The sequence below is a fragment of the Streptomyces hamibioticus genome, from assembly GCF_047946815.1.
Lineage (GTDB): Bacteria > Actinomycetota > Actinomycetes > Streptomycetales > Streptomycetaceae > Streptomyces.
This window is the reverse complement of the sequence record NZ_JBKKQY010000001.1, coordinates 564,602-590,561: the sequence shown is the minus strand read 5'-3', so window position 1 is coordinate 590,561 and position 25,960 is coordinate 564,602. Positions and strand designations below refer to the sequence as shown.

Annotated in this window: 25 protein-coding genes and 4 pseudogenes; 16 read left to right on the top strand and 13 right to left on the bottom strand. The window is 73.7% G+C overall.

Going from position 1 to position 25,960, the window contains the following annotated elements; all coding sequences use genetic code 11:
* Positions 1-2: 2 nt before the first annotated feature.
* The 8 genes from ACLGIH_RS02665 to ACLGIH_RS02630 form a co-directional block, all read right to left on the bottom strand.
* A complete protein-coding gene (locus tag ACLGIH_RS02665) occupies positions 3-1,034 on the bottom strand; it encodes a hydroxyacid dehydrogenase (protein ID WP_416523573.1) in 1,032 nt (343 codons plus the stop codon).
* Positions 1,031-1,894 carry a carbohydrate ABC transporter permease gene (locus ACLGIH_RS02660; protein ID WP_416523572.1) on the bottom strand — a complete coding sequence of 288 codons (864 nt, stop codon included), beginning with the start codon at positions 1,892-1,894 and terminating at the stop codon, positions 1,031-1,033. The genes ACLGIH_RS02665 and ACLGIH_RS02660 overlap by 4 nt, the downstream gene beginning before the upstream one ends.
* Complete coding sequence (locus tag ACLGIH_RS02655) at positions 1,891-2,880, bottom strand: carbohydrate ABC transporter permease (protein ID WP_416523571.1); 990 nt, start codon at positions 2,878-2,880, stop codon at positions 1,891-1,893. Before ACLGIH_RS02655 ends, ACLGIH_RS02660 begins: the two co-directional genes overlap by 4 nt.
* Positions 2,881-2,905: 25 nt before the next feature.
* Entirely contained in the window at positions 2,906-4,237 is a 1,332-nt protein-coding gene (locus tag ACLGIH_RS02650; protein WP_416523570.1) for an ABC transporter substrate-binding protein, read from the bottom strand.
* A 249-nt stretch (positions 4,238-4,486) separates the two neighbouring features.
* Positions 4,487-5,605, bottom strand: a complete 1,119-nt coding sequence (locus tag ACLGIH_RS02645) for a substrate-binding domain-containing protein (RefSeq protein WP_416523569.1) — start codon at positions 5,603-5,605, stop codon at positions 4,487-4,489.
* 201 nt (positions 5,606-5,806) lie between these two features.
* Positions 5,807-6,505 (bottom strand): class I SAM-dependent methyltransferase, encoded by a 699-nt coding sequence (locus tag ACLGIH_RS02640; RefSeq protein WP_416523568.1) that lies wholly within the window; start codon positions 6,503-6,505, stop codon positions 5,807-5,809.
* Positions 6,506-6,668: 163 nt separating this feature from the next.
* The gene (locus tag ACLGIH_RS02635) at positions 6,669-7,466 is read right to left on the bottom strand and encodes an SDR family NAD(P)-dependent oxidoreductase (RefSeq protein WP_416523567.1); all 798 of its coding nucleotides are present in this window, start codon (positions 7,464-7,466) and stop codon (positions 6,669-6,671) included.
* Between the two features lie 90 nt (positions 7,467-7,556).
* Positions 7,557-8,009 carry a hypothetical protein gene (locus ACLGIH_RS02630; protein WP_416523566.1) on the bottom strand — a complete coding sequence of 151 codons (453 nt, stop codon included), beginning with the start codon at positions 8,007-8,009 and terminating at the stop codon, positions 7,557-7,559.
* 250 nt (positions 8,010-8,259) lie between these two features.
* Between ACLGIH_RS02630 and ACLGIH_RS02625 the strand changes: the two are divergent.
* From ACLGIH_RS02625 to ACLGIH_RS02600, 6 genes and pseudogenes are all read left to right on the top strand, one after another.
* A pseudogene (locus ACLGIH_RS02625) lies at positions 8,260-8,627 on the top strand (MFS transporter); the annotation flags it as partial.
* Positions 8,628-8,638: 11 nt separating this feature from the next.
* The gene (locus ACLGIH_RS02620) at positions 8,639-8,788 is read left to right on the top strand and encodes a hypothetical protein (RefSeq protein ID WP_416529570.1); all 150 of its coding nucleotides are present in this window, start codon (positions 8,639-8,641) and stop codon (positions 8,786-8,788) included.
* 213 nt (positions 8,789-9,001) lie between these two features.
* A complete protein-coding gene (locus ACLGIH_RS02615; protein ID WP_416523565.1) occupies positions 9,002-11,152 on the top strand; it encodes a DUF1996 domain-containing protein in 2,151 nt (716 codons plus the stop codon).
* A 252-nt stretch (positions 11,153-11,404) separates the two neighbouring features.
* Positions 11,405-12,076 carry a lytic polysaccharide monooxygenase auxiliary activity family 9 protein gene (locus ACLGIH_RS02610; RefSeq protein WP_416529266.1) on the top strand — a complete coding sequence of 224 codons (672 nt, stop codon included), beginning with the start codon at positions 11,405-11,407 and terminating at the stop codon, positions 12,074-12,076.
* Positions 12,077-12,345: 269 nt separating this feature from the next.
* A pseudogene (locus tag ACLGIH_RS02605) lies at positions 12,346-12,731 on the top strand (VOC family protein).
* Between the two features lie 105 nt (positions 12,732-12,836).
* A pseudogene (locus ACLGIH_RS02600) lies at positions 12,837-13,292 on the top strand (tetratricopeptide repeat protein); the annotation flags it as partial.
* A gap of 22 nt (positions 13,293-13,314) precedes the next feature.
* Here ACLGIH_RS02600 and ACLGIH_RS02595 read toward each other — a convergent pair.
* Positions 13,315-13,767, bottom strand: coding sequence for a flavodoxin family protein (locus tag ACLGIH_RS02595; RefSeq protein WP_416523564.1), 453 nt, complete (start codon positions 13,765-13,767; stop codon positions 13,315-13,317).
* Positions 13,768-14,181: 414 nt separating this feature from the next.
* On the opposite strand from ACLGIH_RS02595, the gene ACLGIH_RS02590 reads away from it, so the two are divergent.
* On the top strand, positions 14,182-14,349 hold the full coding sequence (locus ACLGIH_RS02590) for a hypothetical protein (protein ID WP_416523563.1): 168 nt from the start codon (positions 14,182-14,184) through the stop codon (positions 14,347-14,349).
* The gene (locus tag ACLGIH_RS02585; RefSeq protein WP_416523562.1) at positions 14,346-16,724 is read left to right on the top strand and encodes a glycoside hydrolase family 65 protein; all 2,379 of its coding nucleotides are present in this window, start codon (positions 14,346-14,348) and stop codon (positions 16,722-16,724) included. Before ACLGIH_RS02590 ends, ACLGIH_RS02585 begins: the two co-directional genes overlap by 4 nt.
* A 37-nt stretch (positions 16,725-16,761) precedes the next feature.
* On the opposite strand, the gene ACLGIH_RS02580 is transcribed toward ACLGIH_RS02585, so the two are convergent.
* Both ACLGIH_RS02580 and ACLGIH_RS02575 read right to left on the bottom strand, forming a co-directional pair.
* Complete coding sequence (locus ACLGIH_RS02580; protein ID WP_416523561.1) at positions 16,762-17,217, bottom strand: hypothetical protein; 456 nt, start codon at positions 17,215-17,217, stop codon at positions 16,762-16,764.
* Between the two features lie 317 nt (positions 17,218-17,534).
* Complete coding sequence (locus ACLGIH_RS02575; protein WP_416523560.1) at positions 17,535-18,398, bottom strand: DMT family transporter; 864 nt, start codon at positions 18,396-18,398, stop codon at positions 17,535-17,537.
* 122 nt (positions 18,399-18,520) lie between these two features.
* Here ACLGIH_RS02575 and ACLGIH_RS02570 point away from each other — a divergent pair, with 122 nt between their 5' ends.
* Both ACLGIH_RS02570 and ACLGIH_RS02565 read left to right on the top strand, forming a co-directional pair.
* Complete coding sequence (locus tag ACLGIH_RS02570; RefSeq protein ID WP_416523559.1) at positions 18,521-18,958, top strand: DNA-binding protein; 438 nt, start codon at positions 18,521-18,523, stop codon at positions 18,956-18,958.
* A 235-nt stretch (positions 18,959-19,193) separates the two neighbouring features.
* Complete coding sequence (locus ACLGIH_RS02565) at positions 19,194-19,916, top strand: FAD binding domain-containing protein (RefSeq protein WP_416523558.1); 723 nt, start codon at positions 19,194-19,196, stop codon at positions 19,914-19,916.
* A 619-nt stretch (positions 19,917-20,535) separates the two neighbouring features.
* Here the strand turns inward: ACLGIH_RS02565 and ACLGIH_RS02560 are convergent.
* Positions 20,536-21,315, bottom strand: a complete 780-nt coding sequence (locus ACLGIH_RS02560; RefSeq protein ID WP_416523557.1) for a hypothetical protein — start codon at positions 21,313-21,315, stop codon at positions 20,536-20,538.
* An 85-nt stretch (positions 21,316-21,400) separates the two neighbouring features.
* Positions 21,401-22,297 carry a helix-turn-helix transcriptional regulator gene (locus ACLGIH_RS02555; RefSeq protein ID WP_416523556.1) on the bottom strand — a complete coding sequence of 299 codons (897 nt, stop codon included), beginning with the start codon at positions 22,295-22,297 and terminating at the stop codon, positions 21,401-21,403.
* A gap of 77 nt (positions 22,298-22,374) precedes the next feature.
* On the opposite strand from ACLGIH_RS02555, the gene ACLGIH_RS02550 reads away from it, so the two are divergent.
* The 6 genes and pseudogenes from ACLGIH_RS02550 to ACLGIH_RS02525 all read left to right on the top strand — a co-directional run bounded on the left by ACLGIH_RS02550 (position 22,375) and on the right by ACLGIH_RS02525 (position 25,953).
* Positions 22,375-22,935, top strand: coding sequence for a quercetin 2,3-dioxygenase (locus ACLGIH_RS02550; protein ID WP_416523555.1), 561 nt, complete (start codon positions 22,375-22,377; stop codon positions 22,933-22,935).
* A 6-nt stretch (positions 22,936-22,941) separates the two neighbouring features.
* Entirely contained in the window at positions 22,942-23,091 is a 150-nt protein-coding gene (locus ACLGIH_RS02545; RefSeq protein WP_416523554.1) for a DUF1427 family protein, read from the top strand.
* Positions 23,088-23,267, top strand: a pseudogene (locus tag ACLGIH_RS02540) (DUF1427 family protein); the annotation flags it as partial. The gene ACLGIH_RS02545 and the pseudogene ACLGIH_RS02540, both read left to right, overlap by 4 nt.
* Before the next feature lie 53 nt (positions 23,268-23,320).
* A complete protein-coding gene (locus ACLGIH_RS02535) occupies positions 23,321-24,343 on the top strand; it encodes an amidohydrolase family protein (protein WP_416523553.1) in 1,023 nt (340 codons plus the stop codon).
* Positions 24,340-25,248, top strand: coding sequence for an alpha/beta fold hydrolase (locus ACLGIH_RS02530; RefSeq protein WP_416523552.1), 909 nt, complete (start codon positions 24,340-24,342; stop codon positions 25,246-25,248). The genes ACLGIH_RS02535 and ACLGIH_RS02530 overlap by 4 nt, the downstream gene beginning before the upstream one ends.
* Before the next feature lie 165 nt (positions 25,249-25,413).
* Positions 25,414-25,953: a DUF2269 domain-containing protein gene (locus ACLGIH_RS02525; RefSeq protein WP_416523551.1), complete on the top strand. Its 540-nt coding sequence runs from the start codon at positions 25,414-25,416 to the stop codon at positions 25,951-25,953.
* Positions 25,954-25,960 lie beyond the last annotated feature (7 nt).

Sequence of the window (25,960 nt, the reverse complement as noted above, 5' to 3'; positions counted from 1 at the left end):
GCTCATGCGAGGAAGGCCAGCCTTTCGCGTCGTACGGGATGCAGGAAACCGGCGCCGGACGCCCAGCGGGCGGTCTCGGCGAGGGCGAGGTCGGCCAGGCGGCGCCACTCGTTGCCCTGGGAACCGGCGAGATGCGGGGTGATCAGCGCGTTGTCGCACTCCCACAGCGGGTGGTCCGGCGGCAGCACCTCGGGGTCGGTCACGTCGAGGACCGCGCGGACCCGGCCCGCCAGCACGGCCTCGGTGAGCGCCTCCTGGTCCACGACCGCGCCCCGCGAGGTGTTGATCAGCACCGCGTCGTGGCGCATCGCGCCGATCAGGTCGCGGCCGACCAGTCCGCGCGTCTCGGGCAGCAGCGGGGTGTGCACGCTGACGGTGTCGCAGCGGGCGAACAGCTCCGGCAGCGGCACGCGTTCCACGCCGAGCGCGGCGGCGTCCGCCGCGTCGACGTACGGGTCGTGCAGCAGCACCTCGATGTCGTGCGGGCGCAGCAGCTCGATCATCCGGCGGCCGATCAGCGACGCCGACAGGATGCCGACCGTGCGGCGGTAGTTGCCCTCGGTACGCGGGGTTCGCAGCCAGTCGCCGCGCGTCCTGGACGCGCGGTAGTCCCGGGCCCGCTCCAGGACCCGCTTGCCGGTGAGCAGGATCATGCCGAGCGTGTACTCGGCCACCGGCACGGCGTTGGCCGCGGCGGCGGAGGACACCTCGATGCCGCGCTCCCAGCACGCGTCGGTGACATGGCCGCGGACGCTGCCCGCGGTGTGCACCACCGCCCGCAGCCGGGGCGCCGACCGCAGTACCGCGGCGTCCAGCGGAGGGCAGCCCCAGCCGGTGATCAGCAGGTCGGTGCCGGCGAGCACGGACCGCGCGCGCGGTGTGGCGAGGTCGTCCAGCACCGGTGGTGGGGCGAGGTCGCAGACGGTGCGGAAGGCGCCGAGCGTCTCGGGGTCGAGGACGGCCTCGGCGGCGTCCGCGGACATGGCCACGGCCGCCCGGGGGCGGAACCCGGGACCGGGGGCGTGCAGGGTCACTTGACGGCTCCGGCGGTCAGTCCACTGCGCCAGAAGCGCTGGAGCAGGACGAAGGCGAGGATCAGCGGGACGATGGCGAGCAGCGAGCCCATGATGACCACGGGGTAGTACTCCGGCGACACGGAGGCCGAGCTGTTCCACTGGTACAGGCCCAGGCTGACGGGATACAGGTCCTGGTCGGAGAGCATCACCATGGGCAGGAAGAAGTTGTTCCAGATGGCGGTGAGCTGGAACAGGAACACGGTGACCAGTCCGGGGCCGAGCATCCTGAGCGCCACTCTCGCATACGCGGTCAGCTCTCCCGCGCCGTCGACCCGCGCCGCCTCCAGCACCTCGTCGGGGACGTAGCCCCGGGCGAAGATCCGGCCGAGGTAGACGCCGAACGGGTTGAACAGCACCGGGATGAACACCGCCCAGAAGGTGTTGACCACGCCGGCCTCGGAGGCCATCAGGTACAGCGGCAGGGCGAGGACGGTCTGCGGGACCATCACGGCCGCGAGCACCAGTCCGAACAGCTTCTCCTTGTGCCGGAAGCGGTACTTGTCGAAGGCGTAGCCGCAGGCGACGCTCAGCAGGGCTCCGACGGCGGCGCCGAGCACCGCGTACAGCAGGCTGTTGACGTACCAGCGGCCGTACAGCCCGCCGTCCATGGCGAACAGGTCCTTCAGGTTCCGTACGAAGGAGAAGTCGCTCAGGGAGAGCAGGTCGCTGCCGAACAGCGCGTCCCGGTTCTTGGCGGCGGCCAGCACCAGCCACACCATGGGCAGCAGCGTGTAGAGCACGAAGACCGCGACGACCGCGTTGGCCGTCGTACGGCCCAGCAGCCCCGGCCGCGGCAGGGTGCTGTCGGTGGCGCTCATCGGGCCTCCTCGGCGATGTCGGCGCGGCTGGTGAAGCGGGTCACGCCGTAGGACAGGGCGATGGTGCACACGAGCAGGACCACCGAGGCCGCCGCGGCGAGGCCGTAGTTGTTGCGGGTGAACGCCGCGTCGTAGATGTACATGCTCGGCGAGAACCGCGAGTTGATCATCGGGGAGGACTGGCTGAGCAGCATCGGCTCGGTGAACAGCTGGAGCGCCCAGATGAGGGTGAAGATCGCCACCATCACGATGGAGGCGCGCACCAGCGGCGTCTTGACCTGGAGCGCCGTGCGCACCGGTCCCGCGCCGTCCACCACGGACGCCTCGATCACCTCGCGCGGCACGGCCCGGAGGGCGGCGTAGAAGACCACCATGTTGTAGCCGAGGTTGCTCCACAGGGCGATGTTCACGATCGACGGGATCACCGTGTGCACGCCGAGGAAGTCGACGGTGATGTCGGCCCGGGCGAACAGGTCGATCACCGGGCTGATGCCGGGCGTGTACAGGTACAGCCAGATCAGCGCCGCGATGATGCCGGGCACCGCGTGCGGCAGGAACAGGCCGAGCTGGGCGAAGGCGCGCAGCCGGACCATGCCGGAGTCCAGCAGCAGGGCGAGGGCGAGCGCGCCGGCGACCATGAGCGGGAGGTAGATCAGGCAGTACACGGCGACGGTGCCGAGTCCGCCGAGGAAGGTCGGGTCGGTGAGCACGGCGGCGTAGGAGCGCAGGCCCACGAAGACGGTGCGCTCGGGGCCGAAGCCGAGACCGGGCTGGTCGTCGCTGAAGAAACTGAGGTAGGCGGCGGTGCCCACGGGGATCAGGAAGACGGTGAGCAGCAGGGCGAAGAACGGCGTCATGAGCACGCCGCAGGCGGTCAGTTGACGGCGCCGGGCGGCTCTGCGGGCACGCGGGCCGGAGGCGGAGGGGGCCGGTGCGGTGGCGCGCGGTGCGCCGGCCGGCACCCGTGGGTGGGCGGTCGCGGTCATGGGGTGTCACCTGCCTTTCGACGGCTCAGGTGCTGTGCTGGGTGGTGGACAGGCCGAGCGCCCTGAGATCGGGCATGGTGCCCTCCTGGGCCGTGCGCAGGGACTCGACGAGGGTGCCCCGGCCGCCGCCCACCCGGGCGAAGGAGTCCTGCATGACCTTCTGGGTGGCGCTCATCCGCGGCCCCCACAGCCAGCCCTCGCCGATCTTCTCGGCCTCCCGCTCGAACAGGGTGTAGATGTCCTGCCCGCCGTAGTACGAGCGGTCGAACGCCTCCCGCCCGACGGAGACCAGGCCGGGCGCGGCCGGGTACTGGCTGCTGGTGCCACTGGACAGCCGGGCGCGCAGGGCGTCGGGGTGGGAGACCTGCCAGGCGATGAACTCCATCGCGGCCTCCGGGTGCCGGCTGTCCTCGGTGACGGCGAAGGTGGAGCCGCCGTGGGTGCCGACGGCCGGGCGGCCGGTGTCCCACTGCGGCAGCGGGGCGATCCGCCACCGGCCCTGCTGCCCGGGCCGCGCGTTCATCTGCGCCCCGGCGTCCCAGGCGCCGGTCAGCCGGGTGAGCACCAGGCCGTTGCCGATCTGCGCGTCGGCCTGGCGGCTTTCCACGGCGTTCATGAAGACGTCGTCCTGGTCGATCAGCCGCTGCCAGTAGCCGGCCACCTTCCTCGACGGCGCGTCGGCGAGCGAGACGTTCCAGGCGCCGCGTGAGGTGTCGAACCACCGGGCGCCGGCCTGCCAGGCGTACGCCGCGAACTGCGTCATGCCGTCGGTCGGGAACAGCACCAGCCGCCGGCCGGGCGCCTTGCGGCGGACGGTCCGCGCCTGTTCGGCGAACTCCTCCCAGGTGCGGGGCACCGTGAGCCCGTAGCGTTCGAACAGGTCGGCCCGGTAGTGCATCACCATCGGCTCGACGTCCAGCGGCACGCTGTACGTCCGCCCCTCGAAGGTGGTCAGTCCGAGCGCCTGCGGGAGCAGCCTGCGGCGCAGCTCGTCGGAGACCAGGTCGGTGATGTCCCGGGCGACGCCGTCGATGGCGTACCCCGGGACCTGCGGGTACTCGATGGTGGCGACGTCGGGGGCGTTGCCGGCCCGGGCGGCGTTGCTGAGCTTCGCGTAGCCGCCCTGCCCGCCGGAGGGGATCTGCTGGAAGTCGACCTGGACGCGGTCGTGGGTGCGGTTGAACGCGTCGACCACCTCCTGGCTGCCGCGCAGGGCGGACCAGAAGGTGATGCGCGTGGTCCTGCTGGTGCTCCGCGATCGCTTGTCACCGTCCGCGCTGCAGGCGCTCACGGCTCCTGTCAGCGGTACGGCGGCCATCGCGGCGAGCACGGATCGACGGCTGTGTCGACCGGGCATGGCGCCTCCCGCGGCTCCTGCGTGTCGTCGTCCGCGACACGGCTGTTCGGGACACGGGCATCCTGAACGCCCGGGCGTAAGCGGTCAATAGATCGATCAGAGAAAATAAAACGCTCAAACGCTCATTCGGTGGCGACGTCCACTGCGCGGCCCGCCGGGCCGTCCGTCAGGTGGCCCCTCGGGTGGTCCGGCACGTGGCCCGCCGGGTGGTCCGCCGGGTGGTCCGTCAGGTGTCTGCCGGGTGGTCCGTCAGGTGTCTGCCGGGTGGTCCGCCGGGCGGTCCGTCGGGCGGACCGTCGACCCGCGCACCATCAGCCGGGGCAGCAGTTCGACCCGCCGGACGGACCGGCTCCCGGACGCTCCGGACAGCCGCTGGAGCAGCAGCTCCGCGGCCACCCGCCCGACCTCGGCCTTCGGCGGGGACACGGCGGTCAGGGGCGGCGTGCCCAGCCCGGCCACCACGTCGTCGTACGCCACGACCGAGCAGTCCTCCGGAACCCGCACCGCCTCCTCCGCCAGCCGCTGGACGATCATCAGGGCGTCCACGTCCCCGTGCAGCACCATCGCGGTCGCGCCCACCTTGCGCAGCAGCGCCGGCAACGCCGCGGTCTCGTCCGAGGCGTACGGCCCCCCGGCCCCGGCCTCCGGCGCGCTGAGCGCCCACGCCCACTGCTCCACCAGCGGATGAGCCCCGGCGATCTCGGCGAAGGCGGCGCGCAGCGAGCGCGCGGTGGGACTGTCGTCGCGCGTGGCGAACACGAAGCGCCGGTGGCCGAGTCCCACCAGGTGCTCCACGGCCAGATGCGCGCCGTACCAGTGGTCCGAGCACACCGAGTCCAGGGCCTGCGCCGCACTGCCGCGCCGCGGGCGGCGTTCCATCAGCACCGTCGGTACCCGAAGTGCCGCGAGCCAGCCGTGGTCGGCCTCCTCGTCGGCCGGGCTGCGCCAGCGCGGGGCCAGCAGCAGCCCGCGGGCCCCGTCCGCGAGGGCCCGCTCCACCAGGGGCCGTTCGGCGCCGGACGTCTGCGGCGCGATGTGCAGGGCGATGCGCAGCCCGGCCTCCTCCAGGACCGTGCGGGCGCCGTGCAGCGTCTCGGTCAGATAGGAGTGCCGCTCCGGGACCACCACGGCCACCCGGTCACCGGCCCCGGCAGCGGTGCCGGCGGGCGGCTCCTCGGCCGGCAGCGTCGAACGGACGACGCCGTGGCCGCGGCGCAGCCTGCCCTCCCGGGTCAGCTCCTCGACGTCCCGACGCACCGTCACCACCGAGACCTGCAGCTCCTCCGCGAGGTCCCGCACGCGCGTGGTGCCGCGCGCCTGCACCGCGGCCAGAATCCGCTGCCGCCTGAGATCGACCGGCTCCCGCATCGAGCCTCCCCGCCCCGAGAATGTTCGTTTGAACGATCGCCGCCATCATATCGATCGCCCTGTGGGCGGGCTCGCGCACGGGGGCGGGCGGCGGGCCTCGCGGGAAATGGCGGGCCGTTGCCGGGACGGGCGGTGTCGTGCAGCCGGGACGGGCGGTGTGCGTGGTGCCGGGGCGGGCGGTATCCGTGGTGCCGGGCCGGGTCAGCGGGAGACGGCCGGAGCCCTTCGCCGCCGGCAGTGCAGGAAGAGGTGCGGCTCCGGCACCGCCTCCGGGTGGGCGGGGGTGAACAGCAGCTCCTCGCGGGCCAGTACCTCCAGCCCGGACTCCTCGGCCACGGCGGTCAGGCCCTGCGCGTCGAAACTGGTCACCCGGACGGGCTGCCCCATGAAGACTCCCTCCACGCCCTCCAGGTCGAGCGGCACGGTGGCGAGGACCAGAAGACCCGCCGGGGTCAGCGCCCGCACCAGCCTCCGCACCACGTCGGCCTGCTCCGCGCGGGACATCTGGAGCAGCGAGAAGTACACGCAGGCGGCGTCGAACGACCCGTCCGCGAGCGGTACGTCACGGATGTCGGCGCACCGGAAGGAGGCGCCCGGCACCTGCCGGGCCGCCAGGTCGACCATGACGGGGGAGACGTCGATGCCCAGCACCTCGTGACCGGCGGCGGCGAGTGTCTCCGCCGTGGGCCGCCCGGTCCCGCTGCCCACGTCCAGCACCCGGCTGCCCGGCGCGAGCCGCCCGAGCAGCCACTCCAGGGAGCGCCGGTGCGCCGGCGACTCCGCGAACGCCTTCTCATAGGCGGCGCCCAGCGCGTCGAACACGGCCGCGGCCTGCGGACGCTGCTGCTCGTCGGTCACGACGGTCCTCCGGGTGGGTCGGTGCCGGTGCGTGCCGGGCATCGTTCCACCGCGGCCGAGCCGCGGACAAGGACCCCTCGCATCCTGCCCGGGGGGCTCGGGGGACGGGTGCCGCTCGGCAGCATCTCCGCGGCCCGGGCCGGGCCGGGCCGCGACGCTCGGCGGAGGTCATCTGCACCACCAGGCCGATACGAGGAGACAGGCTTCAGCCCTCGCCCTCCGGTGCGGTGCCCGGCTCCGCCATCCTGCGGTGCGCGGCGGCCTTGGCCCGGCCCGGCAGCAACCTGGCGGCCACACCCTGCGCCCTGGTCTTCGCCGAGCCGGTGACCAGCGTCTTCCGACCCTTCATGACCGCCTCGAACGCCTGCCGGGCGACCTGCGCCGGGTCGTCCTTGTCCAGGGCGCCGATCCTGGTGTCCTCCAGCCCGGCCCGCCGGAAGAAGTCGGTGTCCGTCGGGCCGGGCATGAAGGAGGTGACCGTGACACCGGTGTCCTTGACCTCTTCCTGCAACGCTTGGGCGAACGACTGCACGAAGGACTTCGAGGCGTTGTAGACCGCCTGGAAGGCACCCGGAGCGGTCGAGGCGACGGAGGAGGTGAACACCAGCCGTCCCACGCCGCGCGCCACCATCTCGCGCAGCAACGGCTTGGCCAGCCGCACCGTCGACGTGACGTTGAGGTCGATCACGGACTGGTCGTCGGCCGGGTCGGTGTCCACGAAGGCGCCGCCCTGCCCCACCCCGGCGTTGAGCGCCGCCACCTCCAGGGTGAGCCCGGTCATGGCGGCGACCAGCCGGTCCACGCCCGCCGGGTCGCGCAGGTCCGCGCGTACGGCACGGACTTCCGCGCCGGTCTCCCGCAGCCGCTCGGCCGCGTGCTCCAGCCGCTCGTCCTCGGCGTTGACCAGCAGGTCGAAGCCGTGCTCCGCGAACTGCCTGGCGAGTTCGTATCCGATGCCACTCGACGCCCCGGTCACCAGGGCGAGGGGCTTGTTGCCGTCCATGGGGACGGGGTAACCGCCCGGGTGCGGGTCAACCGTCAGGGCCGCCGGCCCCCGGCACTCCGCCGTACGCGGGCCGACCGCCCGGCGCGCTCAGCGCAGCGCCCGGTACACCGCCGCGGTGGTGACGCCGTACACCAGATGCGGTACGACGTCCGAGGCCCAGGACGTCCGGTCCCACTCGGTGGGATCGGTCACGCCCAGCGCGGTGGCCGGGATGTCGCTGCCGGCCATGGCCGCCGCGCCGAGCAGCGGGCCGGCCGCCCAGTCCGGCAGCGACACGCCCCGGCGCCGTACCAGCCCGTAGGCCGCGCCGACGCCGAGGCCCGTGATGTAGCCGAGGAGCGCCCCGGCGGCCTGTTCACGGTTCGGCCTCGTCTCCTCGTCGCCCAGTTCGACGCCGGTCCGGCCGGCGACCCGGTCGGCGACCTGGGCGGGCATCTCGCTCGACCCCCGGCCGCGCAGCAGCATGTCCCCGTAGGTGGCGATGTTCAGGGCGACGGTGCCGGCGGCCCCGGCGAGCAGGCCCTTGGCCAGTGTCTGCATGGAGGTCTCCCTCGACTCGACGTCGGGCGCGGTGCTACGCGCGCGTGCACGACGGTCCCCGGGTTCCCCGGGCGCGGCCCTGAAACGGACGCCGTGCGGGGGCCGAGACTCAGCCCTGGCCACCGTTCTTCCTGGTCGGGAGCCACTGCCCGCGCAGCGCGGTGAGCCGGTGCGCGGTGTCCGCCGCCCGTGCGGGCGCACCGGCGTGCGCGGCCGATGGGCCTGATCGTCGGCGATCCGAGGGATCTTCGTGCCGTCCTCTTCCTCCGCGGTACCCGCTGTCTCCGATCCCGGCCGCCCTCCTCCGCCAAGTCTGTGGCGGGATCGCGGCTTCCGCAGATTCCGGGCGGGCCTGACGCCTCCCAACTCGGCGGCCACACCACTCTGATCGGGCTCCCGCTCCTCGCAGTCCTCGTGCTCGGCGCCGGTGGCGGCGAGTTGGGCGTCCTCCGCGCGGTGGGGCCGGCGCCGGTCCTGTTGCTCACGCTCCTCGTCGGCGCGTGGGTGGACCGGTGGCGGACGCGCACGGTGATGGTGGTGGCGGATGCCTGCCGGACGCTGGTACGGGGAGCCGCCGCCCCGGCCGGTCTCCTCGGTTGGCTCGGCCTGCCCGCTCTGCCCCGGACCGGATGCAGGGCCGCACGGCCGCGACGATCACGTTCGTCGGCATGGGGGCGGCCCCGCTCGGCTCCCTGCTCGGCGGGTTTCTCGCGATGGAGTGGGGGCTGCGCCCCGGCCTCCTGGTGACCGCCGCGGCATGCTGTCGTCCCCGGTGGTGATGGCCTGCTCCCCGCTCGCCCGCCTGGGCCGGACGCTTCCGGCCGGGCAGGGCACGCCAGGCACGCCGCGACGGTCGCACCCGGGCTGATCCTGCGTCGGTGAGGTGAGAGGTTCCTGTGAGTTCGTGAGGCGTTTGAACGCTCCGTGGTCCGGCTCCGTATGGAGCCGGGGGCATTTCTCTGTCCAAGAACGCCACGACGTAGGAGCACGCCTTGGGACACAACAGGCGCAGACGCCCGACCGGTGCACGCCGCGCGACCTCTGCGGCGGTCGCGCTGATACTGGGTGGGGGCGGCCTGGTGGCCGCCAACGTGTACGCCTCCGCGACCGAGCCCGACCCGAAGCCCGCGGTCCCCCTGGGCGGCTCCGGAGTCGCGGCCACCGTGGACTGCCCGGACCTGGGCACCCGGCTGACGACCGTGCCGGAGCAGGCGAGGTCCGAGGTCGACACCGAACTCGCCCGGCTGGACGAGCAGATCGCCACGGCCTACCGGCAGTTGCAGGAGGCGGCCCGCACCGCGGACGACGGCCGGCTGGACGAAGGGGCCATCCTCGACCCGCTGAAGAAGGACCGCGCCGAGACCGTCGAGCGCATCGCCGCGGCGATCGACCGCGTCGGCGAGCGCCCTGAAGGGCTTGACGCGCTGGCCCAGTGCTCGCTGCAGCGCACCGAGGGCGCGGCCCCGGCCGGGCAGGCGGACGGCGGGAACGACGGCGGGAACGACGGCGGCGGACAGGACGGCGCCGGCGACCAGCAGGGCGGCGGCGGTCAGCAGGGCGGCAACGGCGGACAGGCGGGCAACGGCCCGGTCGCCGAGGACTTCGTCGACATCGACGACGTCCGGCCGAACTCCCGTGACCTGCCGAACGGTCTGGCCGCCAACGGCGACGGGGGTTCCACGGGCTCCTTCACCACGGAGTGCGGCGTCAACGAGAACAACCTGTTCAACAGCGACAACATCATCGTCGCGCCCGGCGTCGACAACGGCGCACACCACACGCACGACTACGTCGGCAACCAGGGCAACGACGCCTTCGCCAGCGACGAGGACCTGGCCAACGCCGGCACCACGTGCAAGAACCAGGGTGACAAGTCCACCTACTACTGGCCGGTGCTGCGGCTCCAGGACGGTACCGAGGAGTTCGACGCGAAGGACCTGGGCGGTGGCGCCGAGGGCAACGTCGGCCGGATCCTGAAGGCCGAGCAGGCCGAGCTCAAGTTCGTCGGCAGCAAGCGGGGCGACGTCGTCGCGATGCCGAAGTTCCTGCGCATCATCACCGGTGACGCCAAGGCCTTCACCAACGGCCTGAAGAACGCCAACACCTCGTTCAGCTGCACCGGCTTCGAGGACCGCCAGGTCACCGACAAGTACGTGCTCTGCCCCGAGGGCAGCAAGGTGGTCCGCACGTCGAACTTCCAGAGCTGCTGGGACGGGCGGAACATCGACAGCGCCAACCACCGCGACCATGTGGCGTTCGTCCGGCAGGACGGCAGCTGCCCCGACGGCTTCCAGGCCGTCCCGCAGCTCCAGGTCCGCCTGGTGTACGACGTCCCCGCCCCGGTCATCGAGAACGGCCAGGTGCGGAACCCGTACGCCGTGGACGGCTTCCCGGAGCAGCTGCACAAACCGATCACCGATCACAACGACTTCATCAACGTCATGGACGACGCCCTGATGGACCAGGTGGTCGAGTGCATCAACAGCGGCCGGGAGTGCGGCCCGGACGATGCCCAGCAGCCGGAGCAGCCCGGCGGTGACCAGGGCGGCCAGGACAACGCGGGCGGCAACGACGGGAGCCAGGACAATCCCGGCGGCAACGACGGGGGTCAGGGCGACGACGCCGGCCAGGGCGGCGACGAGGGCGCTCAGCAGAACCCGGGCGACGACGAGGGCCAGGCCGATGACGAGGGCGGCCAGGCCAACCCCGGCGGCAACGACAAGCAGACCACCGAGCCCCCGGCCCCCACACCGGAGGGCGGCCAGGACCGGCAGGGCGGCGATGACCGGCAGGGCGGCGATGACCGGCAGGGCGGCCGCGAGGACACCTCGCCGCCCGACGCCGCCGCCACCGCCCCCGCGCCTGACGCCGCCACCACCGCCCCCGGCGCCGCCGAACCCCGCGCCGCCACCACATCCGCGGCCCCGCCGGCGCGGGACGCGCAGGAGGACGTTCCGCAGGACGGGAACGGCCAGGCCGCGGCCAGGAACGACGACGCCTCGGACCCGGCACCCGAACCCCGGGCCCAGGGCGGCCTCGCCGAGACGGGCGCGGGCCTGGGCCTCTGGCCGGCGGCGACCGGAGGGGTACTCGCGGCCGCCGGCTGCCTGCTCCTGATCCTTACGAAGCGCCGCTCCGCCTGAGACGCTGACGCACACGCCCGGGACCACGGCGGGCAGGGGCGACCCTCACGGCCCCGCCCGCCGTTGTCGTGTCGAACGGCGTATCGAACGCGCCATGCCCGCCGTGGAACTGGCGCAATCGGATGTTGTCCGTCCGCCTTCCGACGCGCAGCCTGTCATTTGGGAGCGCTCCCATTGGGCGTTCCGACTCTCCCCAGCAGGCCCCCACGAGAGAAGGCGATGATGCAGAAGGCGATGATGCAGAAGGCGATGATGCATTGTCATGAACACCTCACCAGAGTCCGACGAGGGCTGACACTCACCCTGGCGGCCTTCGCCGCCGCCCTCCTCGGCCTGATCCCCTGGAGCGGCACCGCCGTCGCCCACGGTTCCGTCGTCGACCCCGCCTCCCGCAACTACGGCTGCTGGCAGCGCTGGGGCAGCGACTTCCAGAACCCGGCCATGGCCGAGGAAGACCCCATGTGCTGGCAGGCGTGGCAGGACAATCCCAACGCCATGTGGAACTGGAACGGCCTGTACCGCAACGGCTCAGGCGGCAACTTCCGGGCCGTGGTCCCCGACGGCCAGCTGTGCAGCGGCGGCCGCACCGAGGGCGGCCGGTACAACTCCCTGGACACCGTGGGCCCGTGGCGGACCACCGACATCGGCGACGACTTCACCGTCCGGCTGTACGACCAGGCGAGCCACGGCGCGGACTACTTCCTGGTCTACGTCACCCGGCAGGGCTTCGACCCCACGACCCAGCCGCTGACCTGGGGCGACCTCCAGCTGGTCGCCCGGACCGGCAGCTACGCGCCCAGCCAGAACTACGAGATCCCGGTCAGCACCTCGGGCCTGAGCGGCCGGCACGTCGTGTACACGATCTGGCAGGCGTCGCACATGGACCAGACGTACTTCCTGTGCAGTGACGTGAACTTCCGCTGACCGCTCCCGCGGCCGGCTTCATCCCCAACCGTCCAACCCCTCCACCCCCCCGTCCCGTCCCGCCGGACCCACACGGCCCGTCCGGCGGGACGGTCGGCGTACGGTATGGACGACGGCATGGGATCGCACGGGCGGCCCGGCTTCGGGACCACCTGGACAGCGCCGCCGGCGTTGCGAACTGCGAACGGTCGTGTCAGGAAGAGGCCGCCGGGTCGGCCAACCCCTTTGTGGCCTCCGGCCGACTCGCCACGTGACGGGGAGGACCTGACATGACCAGCAAGTTCACCGAGCTTGCGATCGACTGCGCCGATCCCGCGGGTCTCGCCCGTTCTGGTGCTCGGTCCTCGACTACGAGGTGCAGTACGAGGACCGCGAGATCGTCACCATCGGCTCCCCGGCGGTGCCCGAAGGCAGGAACCGCCTCGGGCCGGTGCCACCGACCCTGACCTTCGCGCGCGTGCCCGAGGGCAAGAGCGTCAAGAACAGGCTGCACATCGACGTCAACCTCACCGACCGGGAGCAGGACGAGGAGGTCCGTCGCCTGCTCGCGCTCGGTGCTCGACACGCCGACGTCGGACAAGGCGACGAGCGCTGGGTCGTCCTTGCCGACGCGGAGGGGAACGAGTTCTGCGTGCTCGCGGACCGCTGCCCCTGAGCGGAGTTGACGCTCCGCTTCCCCGTGGCCGGGGGCGTGTCGGACGATCATCGGGTCACCGCAGTAAAAGCGGCGCTGAACTGGCCTGATGCTGCGCGCTGGTACCTCGCCATCGCCACGGCGATGCTCGACGGCGAACTCGAATACCGCAAGGGCGACCACGACGCCGCCTTCGCCGCCCTCGAACGGTCGATCGAGCTGGACGACAACCTCCCGTACGACGAACCGTGGGGATGGATGCAGCCCACCCGGCACGCCTACGGCGCCCTGCTCCTGGAACGGGGACGAGTCGCCGAGGCCGAGGCGGTGTACCGGGCCGACCTCGGCCTCGACGAGACCCTCCCGCGCGCCCTGCAGCACCCGGGCAACGTCTGGTCCCTGCCCGGGCTGCACGAGTGTCTGGTCCGCCTGGGCAAGGAGGGGGAGGCCCGGATCGTAGCCCAGCAGCTGAAGCTCGCCATGGCACTGGCCGACGTCCCGGTCGCCGCCTCCTGCTTCTGCCGGCTCGAAGCCGTCGGCGACGGTCGGACCGGGGGCGGCTGCTGCGCACCGGACCACTGACCACCCGGAGCGCAGCGGGGCCTCACTCCATCAACCCGGCGGCGAGCGTCGCCCCCAGCTCCCAGCACGCCTCCAGGTCCGCCTTGCCCGGCTCCCCGGTCACCGTCACCGCCGGCGCGGCCCGCCGCCAGCCGAGGCCGGTCGTGACCGACTCGACGCCCCGCACGGCACCGGTGGTGTCACTGCCGCCGTGCACGTAGTAGCCGAACGGCCGGCCGCGCGTCTCGTCCAGGCAGGGGTAGTAGATCTGGTCGAAGAAGTGCTTGAGCGCGCCGGACATGTAGCCGAGGTTGGCCGGGGTGCCCAGCACCAGGGCGTCGGCCTCCAGCACATCGGGGACGGTGGCCGCCAGCGCGGCCCGCCGCACCACCCGTACCCCCTCGATCTCCGGCGCGGTCGCTCCGGACACCACGGCTTCGAGCAGTGCCTGACAGTTCGGCGACGGCGTGTGATGCACGATCAGCAAAGTAGCCACCCCAGAAGCCTGCCGCCCCGCACCCGGTGACCGCAACGCACGAGCCGTTCGCCCGGCCCCCACCGGCGCGCGTACGAGCAGGAGCGCGAGACCCGCGCGCCGGAGGTACCCGTGTTCCGACGGCGTGAAGGGAACGAGCCGGGGTAGAAGCGGCATCGCACCGGTCGCCGTCGGAGTCGGCGCCGACGGCGACCGGGCTTGCCGCCGCGAGCCCGGCTTGCCGCCGCGAGCCGGCCTTGCCGCTTCCAGGCGGGCTCCGGGCGGGCGATGTGGCCCGAACGGCCCTGTCGGGCACCCGCCCGGGCCGCCCAGGGTGGTGGGATGTGCCCCGGCGGGTACCAGCACTGGTACCGGTCACCACCCGCCCGCGACGAGGCCCGACCGCACCGCTGTCCCGACTCGGAAAGGACCGTGATGTCCGTCGACACGCAGCAGCCGCGCGCCGGGCACGCGGGCGAGGATCCGACCGCGCTGGTCGCCTGGCCGCGCGCCGCGAACCACCGCTCCGCCTGCCGGACCCCCCTGCCGGGCGGTGCCGCGTCCGCCGCCGCGGCACCGCGCGAAGGGAGCCCGCCGACGTGACCAGCACGACCCCCTGGACCTGGGACTACGACGGGTACGACCCCGCGGCCGAGCGGCTGCGGGAGTCTCTGTGCACCCTCGGCAACGGTTACTTCGCCACCCGCGGCGCGCTGCCCGAGTGCGCCGCCGACGACGTGCACTACCCGGGCACCTACGTGGCCGGCTGCTACAACCGGCTCGTCTCCGACGTGGCCGGACGCCAGGTGGAGAACGAGGACATGGTCAACCTCCCCAACTGGCTCCCGCTCCGCTTCCGCCCGGCCGGCGGCGAGTGGCTCACCCCGGACACCGCCCCGGTGTCGGGACACCGCCAGGTCATGCACCTGGAAGCCGGCCTGCTGGAGCGGCAGACCCGCTTCCGGCTCGGCCGGCACGGCACCCTGTGCGTGCGCCAGCTGCGCATGGTGCACATGGCCGACCCCCATCTGGCCGCCCTGCGCACCGAGTTCACCATGGAGGCCGGCAGCGCGGAGCTGGAGGTGGAGGCGGCGCTCGACGGCGGCGTCACCAACGCCGGGGTGCCGCGCTACCGGGACCTGGACGGCCGCCACCTGACCCACGTGCACACCGGCGTCGACGCCCCCGACACGGTGTGGCTGCGCTGCCGCACCACCACCTCCGACATCCGGATCGGCCTCGCCGCCCGCCTGACCGCCGACACGCCGGTCGAGTGCGAACACGACCACCTGCGCGCCACCCAGCGCGTGCGCCTGGGCCTGAGCCCCGCCCGTACCGCCGTCGTCGACAAGACGGTGGCCCTGCACACCTCACGCGACCCGGCGATCAGCGACCCGCTCCAGGCCGCCGTCGACCGGGTCGGCTCCGCCCCCCTCTTCGACGAACTGCTCCGCTCGCACCGCACGGCCTGGGGCCAGCTGTGGCGCCGGGCACAACTGGACGTGCCCGGTGAAGCGGGCAGCATCCTGCGCCTGCACCTCTTCCACGTCCTGCAGACCCTCTCCCCGCACACGGCCGACCTGGACGTGGGCGTGCCAGCCCGCGGGCTGCACGGAGAGGCCTACCGCGGCCACGTCTTCTGGGACGAACTGTTCGTCCTGCCCTACCTCAACCTGCACTTCCCGGAGGTGTCCCGGGCCCTGCTCCACTACCGCCACCGCCGCCTGGAACGAGCCACCGCGGCGGCCCGCGCGATCGGCAGGCGCGGCGCGCTGTACCCGTGGCAGAGCGGCAGCGACGGACGCGAGGAGACCCAGCAGCTGCACCTCAACCCGCACTCCGGCCGCTGGCTGCCCGACCACAGCCACCTCCAGCGGCACGTCGGCTCGGCCGTCGCGTACAACGTGTGGCAGTACTGCGAGGCCAGCGGCGACGCCGAGTTCCTGCACACCAAGGGCGCCGAAATGCTGCTCCAGATCGCGCGTTTCTGGGCGGACTCGGCCGTCTGGGACGAGCACCTGGGCCGGCACCGCATCCGGGGCGTGGTCGGCCCCGACGAGTACCACGAGGCCTACCCCGGCGCCGAGGAACCCGGCCTGGACGACAACGCCTACACCAACGTCACCGCCGCCTGGGTGCTCACCCGCACCCTGGAGGTGCTGCGCACGCTGCCCGAGCCGCGCCGCCGCGAACTCGTCGAGCGCACCGCCCTGGGCGAGGACGAACTCCAGCAGTGGGAGGACGTCTCGCGCACCCTGCACGTCCCCTTCCACCAAGGGGTGATCAGCCAGTTCGAAGGCTACGGCGAGCTGGCCGAACTGGACTGGGAGGACTACCGCAGGCGGTACGACGACATCCGGCGCCTGGACCGGATCCTGGAGGCCGAGGGCGACACCGTCAACCGCTACCAGGCGTCCAAGCAGGCCGATGTGCTCATGCTCGGCTACCTGTTCTCCCCGGCCGAACTCCGGTCGCTCTTCGAGCGGCTGGGCCACCGGCTCGACGAGGACACCTGGCGGAACACCGTCGACTACTACCTGGCCCGCACCAGCCACGGCTCCACCCTGAGCGGCCTGGTCCACGGCTGGATCCTGGCCCGGGCCCGGCGCGCCGAGGCGTGGACGTTCTGCCAGGAGGCGCTCAAGGGAGACGTCGCCGACCTCCAGGGCGGCACCACCGGCGAGGGCATTCACCTCGGCGCCATGGCCGGCACCCTCGACCTGGTCCAGCGCGGCCTGACCGGCCTGGAGACCCGGGCCGGAGCGCTGTGGCTGAACCCCGTGCCGCTGCCGGAGCTGTCCTCGTACGGCTTCTCGCTGCGCTACCACGAACACTGGGGCGTGCGGCTGCGGCTGGAGCACGGCCGGCTGGAGATCGCCGTGCCGTCCTCCAACGGGCTGCCGATCGACGTCCGGCTGCCCGACCGCGCGGTCCGGATCCAGCCGGGCGACACCTGCCGGCTGGCGCTCCCCGGGTGAATCCCGGCACCGCGGGATTCAGTCCCACGAGCGGGATTCAGTCCCACAAGGGGTAGGTCACCGTGCGCGGGAATCCGTCCGGACGGCCGTCGGTGTAGGTCAGGGTCATCCGCGTCCAGTGCCGCTCGTCCGGGTCCTTCTCCCACGTTCCGGGCCGGTCGAGGCGGACGGTCACGGGGTACGCGTGGAAGGTGCCGGCCGCGCAGTAGGGCTCGCAGTCGTTGACGAGGTTGACTCCGCGGGCCACGGCCGCGTGCCGGTCCCAGCGCGACCAGTCCAGCGACTCCAGCCGGCTGTTGCCGTCGCCGCAGGCGATCAGGAACGCCTCGGGACGTACCTCGGGGCGCCAGGTGCAGTCGACCAGCACGGGTTCCGGCGCCTGCCGGCCCCCGGAGTGCTCCGCCGGGGGCGCGGCGGAGGCCGTGCCCAGGGACGCCGCCAGCGCGGTGGCGGCGCCGAGGACGACCGCCGCCCTCATCGGGTGTGTGCCCATGTCTGCTCCCGCCCGACTCTCGCAAGGCCGTCACGCCGCCTCGCCGGTTCCTGCTCCGATACGACGGTACGATCGTGTCCGATTTCGCACCACTCGTACGGAGCAATGCCGCGCGTCGCCGACCTGCTCCCGGCACCGGGGTGCGTTACGGTCGATCTCGAGCGCACCGCCCTTCGGGGCCGGTGACCGCGCGTCGGTGGTCCAAGGAAAGACACCCCGCTTCCTGCGGGGAGATGCAAGTGCAAGGCTTGCCCGACGCTCCGACGAGGACCCCGTTCCCGCTGTCCGGCGGGCCGGGGTCCTCTCCGTGCGAGGGGTCAGGGGCCGGCGTGCACATCGGCCTCGTGCCGGGACAGCGCGAGGACGCCCACGACGACCAGGGCGACGCCGAGCGCCTGCGGCAGCAGCCACCAGCCGCCTCGGATGTCCTCCTGGTACAGCAGGACGCCCAGCGCGAGGCTGACCGTCGCGTCCCCGAGCGTCAGCGCCGGCTGCGACGCGACCAGGGGCCCGCCCTGCATGGCGTGCTCCAGCAGCAGCACCGCGGCCACGCCGGCCACGGCGAAGGCGTACGTCTGCCAGGCGGTCAGGAAGCCGGTGATCCCGCGCACGTCCAGTACGTACATGGAGTCCTTCATCAGCGCCGCCGTCAGCGCGTAGCACACGGCCGTGGCCGCGCCCAGGCAGCCGGCGCGGGCCTTGCCGGCCGGTCGCTTCAGTCCGGCGGCGGCCAGCAGGAGCGCCGCCCCGGCGCAGGCCGTCAGCACCGGTACCCAGCGGTCCAGCGGCACGTGGAAGTCCTCGCCGCTCGGGGCCGCCGCGGCCAGGGCGACGCCGAGTCCGACGACCACCCCGGCCACGGCGGCCCACAGCCCCAGGGGCAGCCGGCGCCCGGCCATCAGGGAGGCCAGCATCAGCGCCAGTGGCAGCTCCAGCACGAACAGCGGCTGGACGAGCGCCAGCGCGCCGGTCGCCAGGGCCGCGGCCTGTCCCAGCCCGGCGACCACGACGGCCAGCATTCCGGCGAGCCACACCGGTTGCCGCAGCAGGTCGAGGAGGAGCCCCGGACGGAACCCCCGCGACTGCGGCACGCTCAGCGCGGCGCGGCGCTGCAGCACGGTCGCCAGCGCGTTGCTGAACGCGGCGAGCAGGGCGAAGAGGACCGGCAGCACAGCACCCATCCACCGATCCTCGCGCTGATCAAGGCCCGGCGCGCGACGGCCGGGTACGGACTGCCAGTAGTTGAACGGATTGTTCAACATAACTCGTTGACAAGCGTCTGTTGCGCGACCATGCTCGTCCCATGCCGTCGACTCCCGAACAGCCCACCGATCCCTTCACGCCCCCGGTGCCCGAGCAGGCCCGCGCCCAGCGTGTGCACGCGTCCCTGTTCCGCATCGCCGAGCGGCACGCGGCCACCGACGCACAGCGCCGCCGTCAGGTCCATCCCTCGGTCCTCGGCCCGCACGAGGCGGTCCGGCTGGTCGCCTTCCTGCTCAGCGGCGCCGCGCAACTCCAGGACGGGGAACCGGAGGTGGACCGGGCCGACATCACCGCGGCGCTGAGCCTCGTCCCGTTGATGCGTGGAGAGATGGACGAACTGGAGGCCGGACTCCTGCAGATGGCGCGCGGCCGGGGCATGACCTGGCACGAGCTGGCCTTCGGTCTCGGCCTCGGCACCCCGCAGGCCGCCCGGCAGCGGTACGAACGACTGGCGGACCGCGTGGAGGCCACGGACTAGCGGACGGACGGGCGGGCGGGGCGATGCCGGCGTCGGCGTCGGCTCCTTCGTACCGCGCGCCGCGGCGGTCGTGGCACCGCGCCGCACCGGCCCACGGGGCGCACATCGGCACGGTGTGAGCCCTGTACGCGCCCCTGCGTACGCGGCAAGAATGCGCAGGCCAGCGATCACGTGGCCGAGGGCCGACCGGCTGTGGCCCCCGCCACCGACTCCCCAGGAAGGCAGGTCGGTCGCCGTGCTCTTGAGTCTGCCCACGTCCGTGTCCGAAGCGCAGGAGTACCTCGCCGACGGGGCGGTGCCCATAGGCGGGGCCACCCTCGTGTGGTCCACCTGGCAACGGGACGGCTTCCCGGAACTCGCCATGTCGCTGCGTGACCTGCCGCAGGCCAACGCGATCGGCCGCGAGGAACTCGGCGCGGCCGTCGTCCTGCACCGCATCGACGACCGTGTGCCCGAGGTGCTGCACCGGGCCGCCGCCACCGTCGGCACCGGAGCCGTGCGCCGCACCGCCACGGTCGGCGGCAACATCGTCGGCAGCACCCTGCGCTGCCTGCTGCCCGCTGCCGTCGTCCTGGACGCCCGCGCCACCGTGCTGGACACCGGCGGCACCTACGAGACCGACCTCACCGAAGTCCTGGCGAAGCGTCAGCTCATGCTGAACCTGCGCTGGCGCGCCCCCTTGCGCAGCACCTACCGGAAGCTGCCCGGTGAGCCGGGCGGCCCGCCGCCCTTCGTGGTCGCCGCGGCGGTGCACGCGGACGGCGAGGGAGCCCGCCGGCTCCGCGTCGCCGTCCGCGACGGCTACGACGTGCTCGACGAGAGCATCCCGTGCGAGGCAGGGGCCCGACAGACCGTCGAGGCGCTGGAAGGCACCGCCCTCGGCGGCCTGCCCGGCGCGGCCCGGGAGGTCGTCCGCGCCCAGGTCACCGGCCTTCTGACCGCTGCGGCCGGCCGCTGAGACCGGAGGAGTCGGCGCAGGACGGCGACACCCGGCGGGCGGGCGCCCGCCGCGAGCGGCGCGTGCCGCGCGACTCCAGGTCCACCAGGTGATGCCGTCCCGGTGGCCGTCGCGGTTGAACCCGCCCGTGACATACGCGGTACGGCCGTCGCGGGCGGCGGCGACGCCCTCGTGCGGCCCGTCCGGCGGCACGACGCGTTCCCGGCCGACCGGGCCGGTGCCGACGACGAGAGCGTGCCGTCGGTGCTCCGGGACCTGGCGGGCGGGGAAGCACTCGGCGGCCCGGGAGGAGAGCGCAGGACGGCCGTGGGCGGAGGCGGTGGACGGTGCGATCCGCCGCACGACGACGCGGTCGCGCGTGTCGGGGGAACCGCGGGGCGGACACGCCTCCACGAGCGTCCCGGGCCGGGGCGGACGCCGCCGCCCCCGGGCGGCGGAGGGGCTGGGCGCTCACGGGAGCGCAGTCCCCCGTCGGTGCGGTGAGGCGGCGCCCGGCCGCGGCCCCGTCAGTGCGGCGTGGTGCCTGCCCGGCGGACCCTCCCCGGCCGCCCTCGTCCGTGACCGGCCCAGGCGCCCCCGCCGGCTCGACCGGTCCCCGCCGGCACAGGCGGTGCGCCGGTCACTCCTGGACGGACGACTCCGGCTCCGACCCGGTCTCCGGCGCGGACTGCGCGGCGTCCGGGGCGGCTTGGGCGGCGGTGTCCGGCGCGGACTGCGCGGCCTCCGAGGCGGTGTAGTAGACCGACGTGCCCTGCTTGGTGCGCTGCGCCTGGTTCTTGGCGACCAGGCCCTCCAGCGTGGTGCGCACGACGTTGGCCTTGATCCCGCGCTCGGGGTGCTCCTGGCCGAGTGCGGCGGCGACTTCGGCGGCGGAGCGCGGCTCCTGCTGCCCGGCGAGGTGGTCGCGGACGAGCGCCACCAGGGTCGGCCGGGCCTGCCGCGCCGAAGCCGGCTTCTCGGCCGCGGACTTTCGCGCACCCGCCTTCCTCACCGACGACGCCTTGCCCGACGGGGCCTTGGCCGACGACGCCTTGCCCGACGACGTCCTGCCCGCCGAGCCCTTCCGCGCCGGGGACTTGACGGCCGGCGTCTCCACGGCCGGCTTCCTCGTGCCCGGCTTGCCGGCCCGCGTCCGCTTCCCCTGCCGCGACTCCTCGGCCGCCCGCGTGCGCGGCGCGGGGACCACGGCACCGTCGGCGACGGCGGGGGCCGCGCCGAGCGCCTGCTGCATGGCCACCAGCAGCGCGTGGTCGTGCTGCAACTCGGCCAGTTGCCGCTGCAGATCGGCGATCTCCTCGGCGATCCTTTCCTGTTCCTTGGTGTTGCGTTCGAGGTCGCCGGTCACCTGTGCGGCGTACTGCGACGACAGTTCGGTGGAGCGCGCCGTGCTCTCGGGCATGGGATGACTCTCCTTCGCGGGGCGGTTCGCGACTGCGTAGTCGCTGTGAGGAGAGATGGTACGGAGGAACCGGGGCCGCCGGGCCTCAGGTCAGTGAGCGGAACTCCGTCGGGGTCATACCGGTGCGCCGGCGGAAGAACGCGCTGAAGACCGTCGGATACGCGAACCCCACCCGCTCGGCGACGACGGCCGGCGGCAGCGAGGTGTGGATGAGCAGCCGCTTGGCCTCCAGCAGCACCCGGTCGTCGATGAACCGTTTGGCACCGCAACCCAGCGCCGCCCGGGTGGCCCGGGTGAGGGTGCGCGGGCTGTACCCGAGCCGGGCGGCGTAGTCCTCCACCCGGTGGGTGCGGTGGAAGCCTTCCTCGACGGCCTCGCGGAACCGGTCGAAGGGCTCGGTGCCGGGACGGGACCGGTGCCGCGGGTCGGCCAGGTGGACCAGCCGGACGAGGATCACCGAGAGCAGGTTCCGCAGTGTCTCGACGTACGCCTCCAGGGGCAGGTCGGCCAGCGCGGCATGCTCGTCGACCAGGGCGTCCAGGAGCCGGAGCAGGGCGGCCTGCCGCCGCTCGTCCGGCCTGACGAGCCGATGCGGGTTGTGCTCGCCGGGTCTGATGAGGGCGTCGGTCGCGGCGCCGGGGAAGCCCGACGGGAACACCAGCACGGTGCCGTCGCCGTCTCCCGGCCCGGCGGGGAACTGCAGCACCTGCCCGGGCCACACCCACAGCCAGTCGCCCGCCGTGAGGGTCTGGGTGGTGAAGTCCACGGCGCACTCCAGACGCCCGCTGCGCACCGCGACGATCAGGTGGAACGCGGGCCGCGCCGGGACGGTGAGCGGCAGCTCGCGCTCACGGGCACGCGCGGCGAGCCCCGGCAGGTCGAGCACCTCGAGCCCCGGCGGCCTGCCCGGCGACGGACGGTACGTCACGGCCGGGATGCCCGCCGTCGTGCCCCGGGCCGCGATCTGTCCGTTTCTCTTCATCGCGTGCCCGAGTGTACGTCCGGCCGCCCCGGCGGGCGGACCTAGGTTGACGGTGCCGCATCTCAGGAAGGACGCCCATGACCGCCGAATTCGCCACCCGCTACCGCGAACGCTCGTGCCTGCCGCCCGAGCCCGGACGGCCGTACTTCGTCGAGAAGGGCATGGGCGACCGCGCCCACCTCTTCACCGACCTGATCACCGTCTACGCCGGCGGTGAGCAGACCGAGAACACCTTCAACTTCTTCACGGTCGAGGGCCCCAAGGGCGACACCATCCCCGCCCACTCCCACGCCGGCACCTACGAGGTCTTCTACATCACCGACGGGGTGGTGCGCCTCTTCGTCGAGGACCTGGAGGGCGAGCAGCACGAGAAGCTGCTCACGGAGGGCGACTTCGGGTTCGTTCCGAAGAACTGCGTGCACGCCTACCGCATCGAGCGCCACCACAGCCGCGTCGTCGGCGTCGCCGCCGGGCCGGGCGGCACCTTCGAGCGGTTCTTCGAGACCCTCGGAACGCCCGCCGAGGACCTCGGCCTGCCCCGGCAGCCGTACATCCCCCGGCAGGAGAGGTTCGGCACCGTGCCGCAGCGGTACGACGTCACCTTCCGGCCCGACCACCAGTGGCGCACCGGGAGCTGAACCGGCATGCCGTACCTCAAGGCCCTCATCGCCGGCGTCCTGGTCGGCGCGGCCTACGCGGCGGTGCGGGTCAAGTCGCCCGCGCCGCCCCCGGTCGCGCTCGCCGGGCTGCTGGGGATGCTCGTCGGCCAGGCGGCCCTGGAGGCGGCCCTGTGACGGAGCCCCGCGCCGCCGTTCGCCGCACCGGCCTCTCCTTCGCCGCCGGCCTGCTCATGGGCGGCCTGTACTGGGCCCTGCACGTCCCCTCGCCCGCCCCTCCGCTCGTCGGGCTGACCGGCCTCGCGGGCATCGTGCTCGGCGAACGCGCCGCCGACCGCGTACGCCGCCGCCTGGCCCGCGGCCCCGCCGCCGACGCCCCGCCCACCACCCCGGAAGGTCTCCCGCCGTGCCCACCGACGCACCCGGATTCGTCGACGTCCACGCCCACTTCCTCACCGACTCCTACGTCCGGCAGGCCCGCGCGGCCGGGCACGAGTTCCCCGACGGAGTGCCCGCCTGGCCCACCTGGTCGGCCGCCGCACACCTGGAGCTGATGGACCGCTGCTCCATCGCCACCGCGATGCTGTCGGTCTCCTCCCCGGGCGTCCACTTCGGCGACGACACCGCTGCCCGCCGGCTGGCCCGCGAGGTCAACGAGGCGGGCGCCGGCACCGTACGCGACCACCCCGACCGCTTCGGCCTGTTCGCCTCCCTCCCGCTCCCGGACGTCGACGGCGCCCTGCGGGAGATGGCGTACGCCCTCGACACGCTGGGCGCCGACGGCGTGGTCCTGGAGACGAACACCCATGGCATCTACCTGGGCGACCCGGACCTGGAGCCGGTCTGGGCCGAACTCGACCGGCGCGGCGCGGTCGTCTTCCTGCACCCCACCTCCCCGGTCTGCTGGGAGCGGTCCGCGCTCGGCCGGCCCCGCCCGATGGTGGAGTTCGTCTTCGACACCGCCCGCACCGTCACCGATCTGCTGCTGGCCGGCACCCTGGACCGGTACCGCGACCTGACGGTGATCGTGCCGCACTGCGGCGGCGCCCTGCCCGTCCTGGCCGACCGTATCGACGGGTTCATGCGGATGTTCATGCCGCAGGGCTCCGGCGGGAGCGCCGCCCCCGGCGCCGTCGAGCAACTGGGCCGCCTCCACTACGACCTCGCCGGCCCGGCCCTGCCCCGCCAGCTCCCCGCCCTGCTGTCCCTGGCCGGCCCCGACCGGCTGCTGTACGGCAGCGACCACTGCTGGACACCGGCCGCCGGAGTGGCGGCCCACGTCGCGAGCCTCGACGCCGCACCGGCCCCCGGCGGCACCGACTGGCGCACCCTGACCACCGCCAACGCCCACCGCATCCTGCCCCGCACGGCCCGCCCGACCACGGGTCGTCCCACCACAGGCCGTCCCACCACGGAGCCGCGGCCATGACCGACCACCGCCCCGCCCCCTTCCCGGCGCACCTGCTGGCCCCCGCCGACCCGGCCGTGCTGCCCCTGCCCTTCCCGGCCCGTCCCGCCCCCGGCGTGCGGCTGCTGCGCGGGGCCGTCTACGCCGTACCGGAGGGCAGCCGGCCGCTGACGGCCGACGTGTGGCTCCCGGCGGTCACCGACGGGCCCCCGCCGGTCGTCGTCTTCGTCCACGGCGGCGGCTGGCACACCGGACTGCGCGACGACCTCGGCCCCCGCTTCCGGCACTGGCGGCCGGGCCCCTTCGCCCGGCTCGCGCTGGCCGGCTTCGCCGTCGTCTGCCCCGACTACCGGCTCAGCGGCGAGGCCCACCACCCCGCCCAGACCGACGACCTCGCCGCCGTGCTCGCCTGGCTGCGCGCCCGCGCCGACGACCTCGGCATCGACACCGGACGCACCGTACTGTGGGGCGAGTCCGCGGGCGGCCACCTCGCCGCCCTCACCGCCCTGACCCGCCCGGGCGTCGCCGGCTGCGTCACCTGGTACGCCCCCACCGACCTGCTGGGGCTCGCCGACGACATGCCCGCCCGGTACGACCTGACCGACGCGGACTCCTTCGAGGCACGCCTGATCGGCGGGCCCCCGGCCCACCGGCCCGACGCCGCGCGCGACGCCTCACCGGCCGCCCTGGCCGGCCCCGAGGCGCCACCGTTCCTCATCCTGCACGGCACCGACGACGTGCTGGTGCCCGCCCTGCAGGCCGTCCGGCTCGCCGAGGCGCTGCGCGCGGCCGGACACCGGCCCGAACTGCGCCTGGTGCCGGGCGGGAACCACCTGTGGACCGGCCTGCCGGACGAGGGCGTCGCCGACTGCTTCACCCGCACCGTCGACTTCGCCCGCGCCTGCACGGGCGGGGGACGGGCCTGATCCCGTTCCACTGCCGGCCGCCCGCCCGCAGGCACGGCCCGCCCCCACCGGGCAGCACCCACGGCCCCGGCCGCTCGACGGCCGTGACGTACGCCGAGCCGAGTACCCGGGTTGACTCCCCGCGTGAGACGGCCCCGGCGGCGCCCGCCCGGCAGTGTGGTGCACGTGAAACTCAGCCGACCCGCACGCCGGGCCTGTCTCGTCGTCCATGTGGCCGCCTCCGCGAGCTGGCTGGGGCTCAGCCTCGGCCTGCTCGCCCTCGGGACCACCGCCACCACCACCGGTACCGCGGTGACCGTGGAGGCCTCCCTCCGTGCCATGAAGCTCTTCGCCGACCGGCTCCTGCTCCCGGTCGCCGTGCTCACCCTCCTCAGCGGCCTGCTGCTGTCCCTCGGCACCCCGTGGGGACTGGCCCGGCACCGCTGGGTTTGGACCAAGTTCTGGCTCACCCTGGCCACCACCGCCACGGCCTTCGCCCTGCGCACCGGAGCGAACGCCGCGGTCGCGGCCGTCGCCGCGGGCGCGCCGCTGCCCGACGCCGGCGACGTCCTGTTCGGACCGGTCGTCTCGCTGTCCGCCCACGTCTTCATGACGGTCGTCTCCGTCCTCAAACCGTGGGGACTCACCCGCCGCGGACGCAGGCTGCGCGCCGCCGCCACCCGAGGGCCCGGCAACGCGGACCGCTCCCGTCACCCCTCCGCCTGACGGAGCC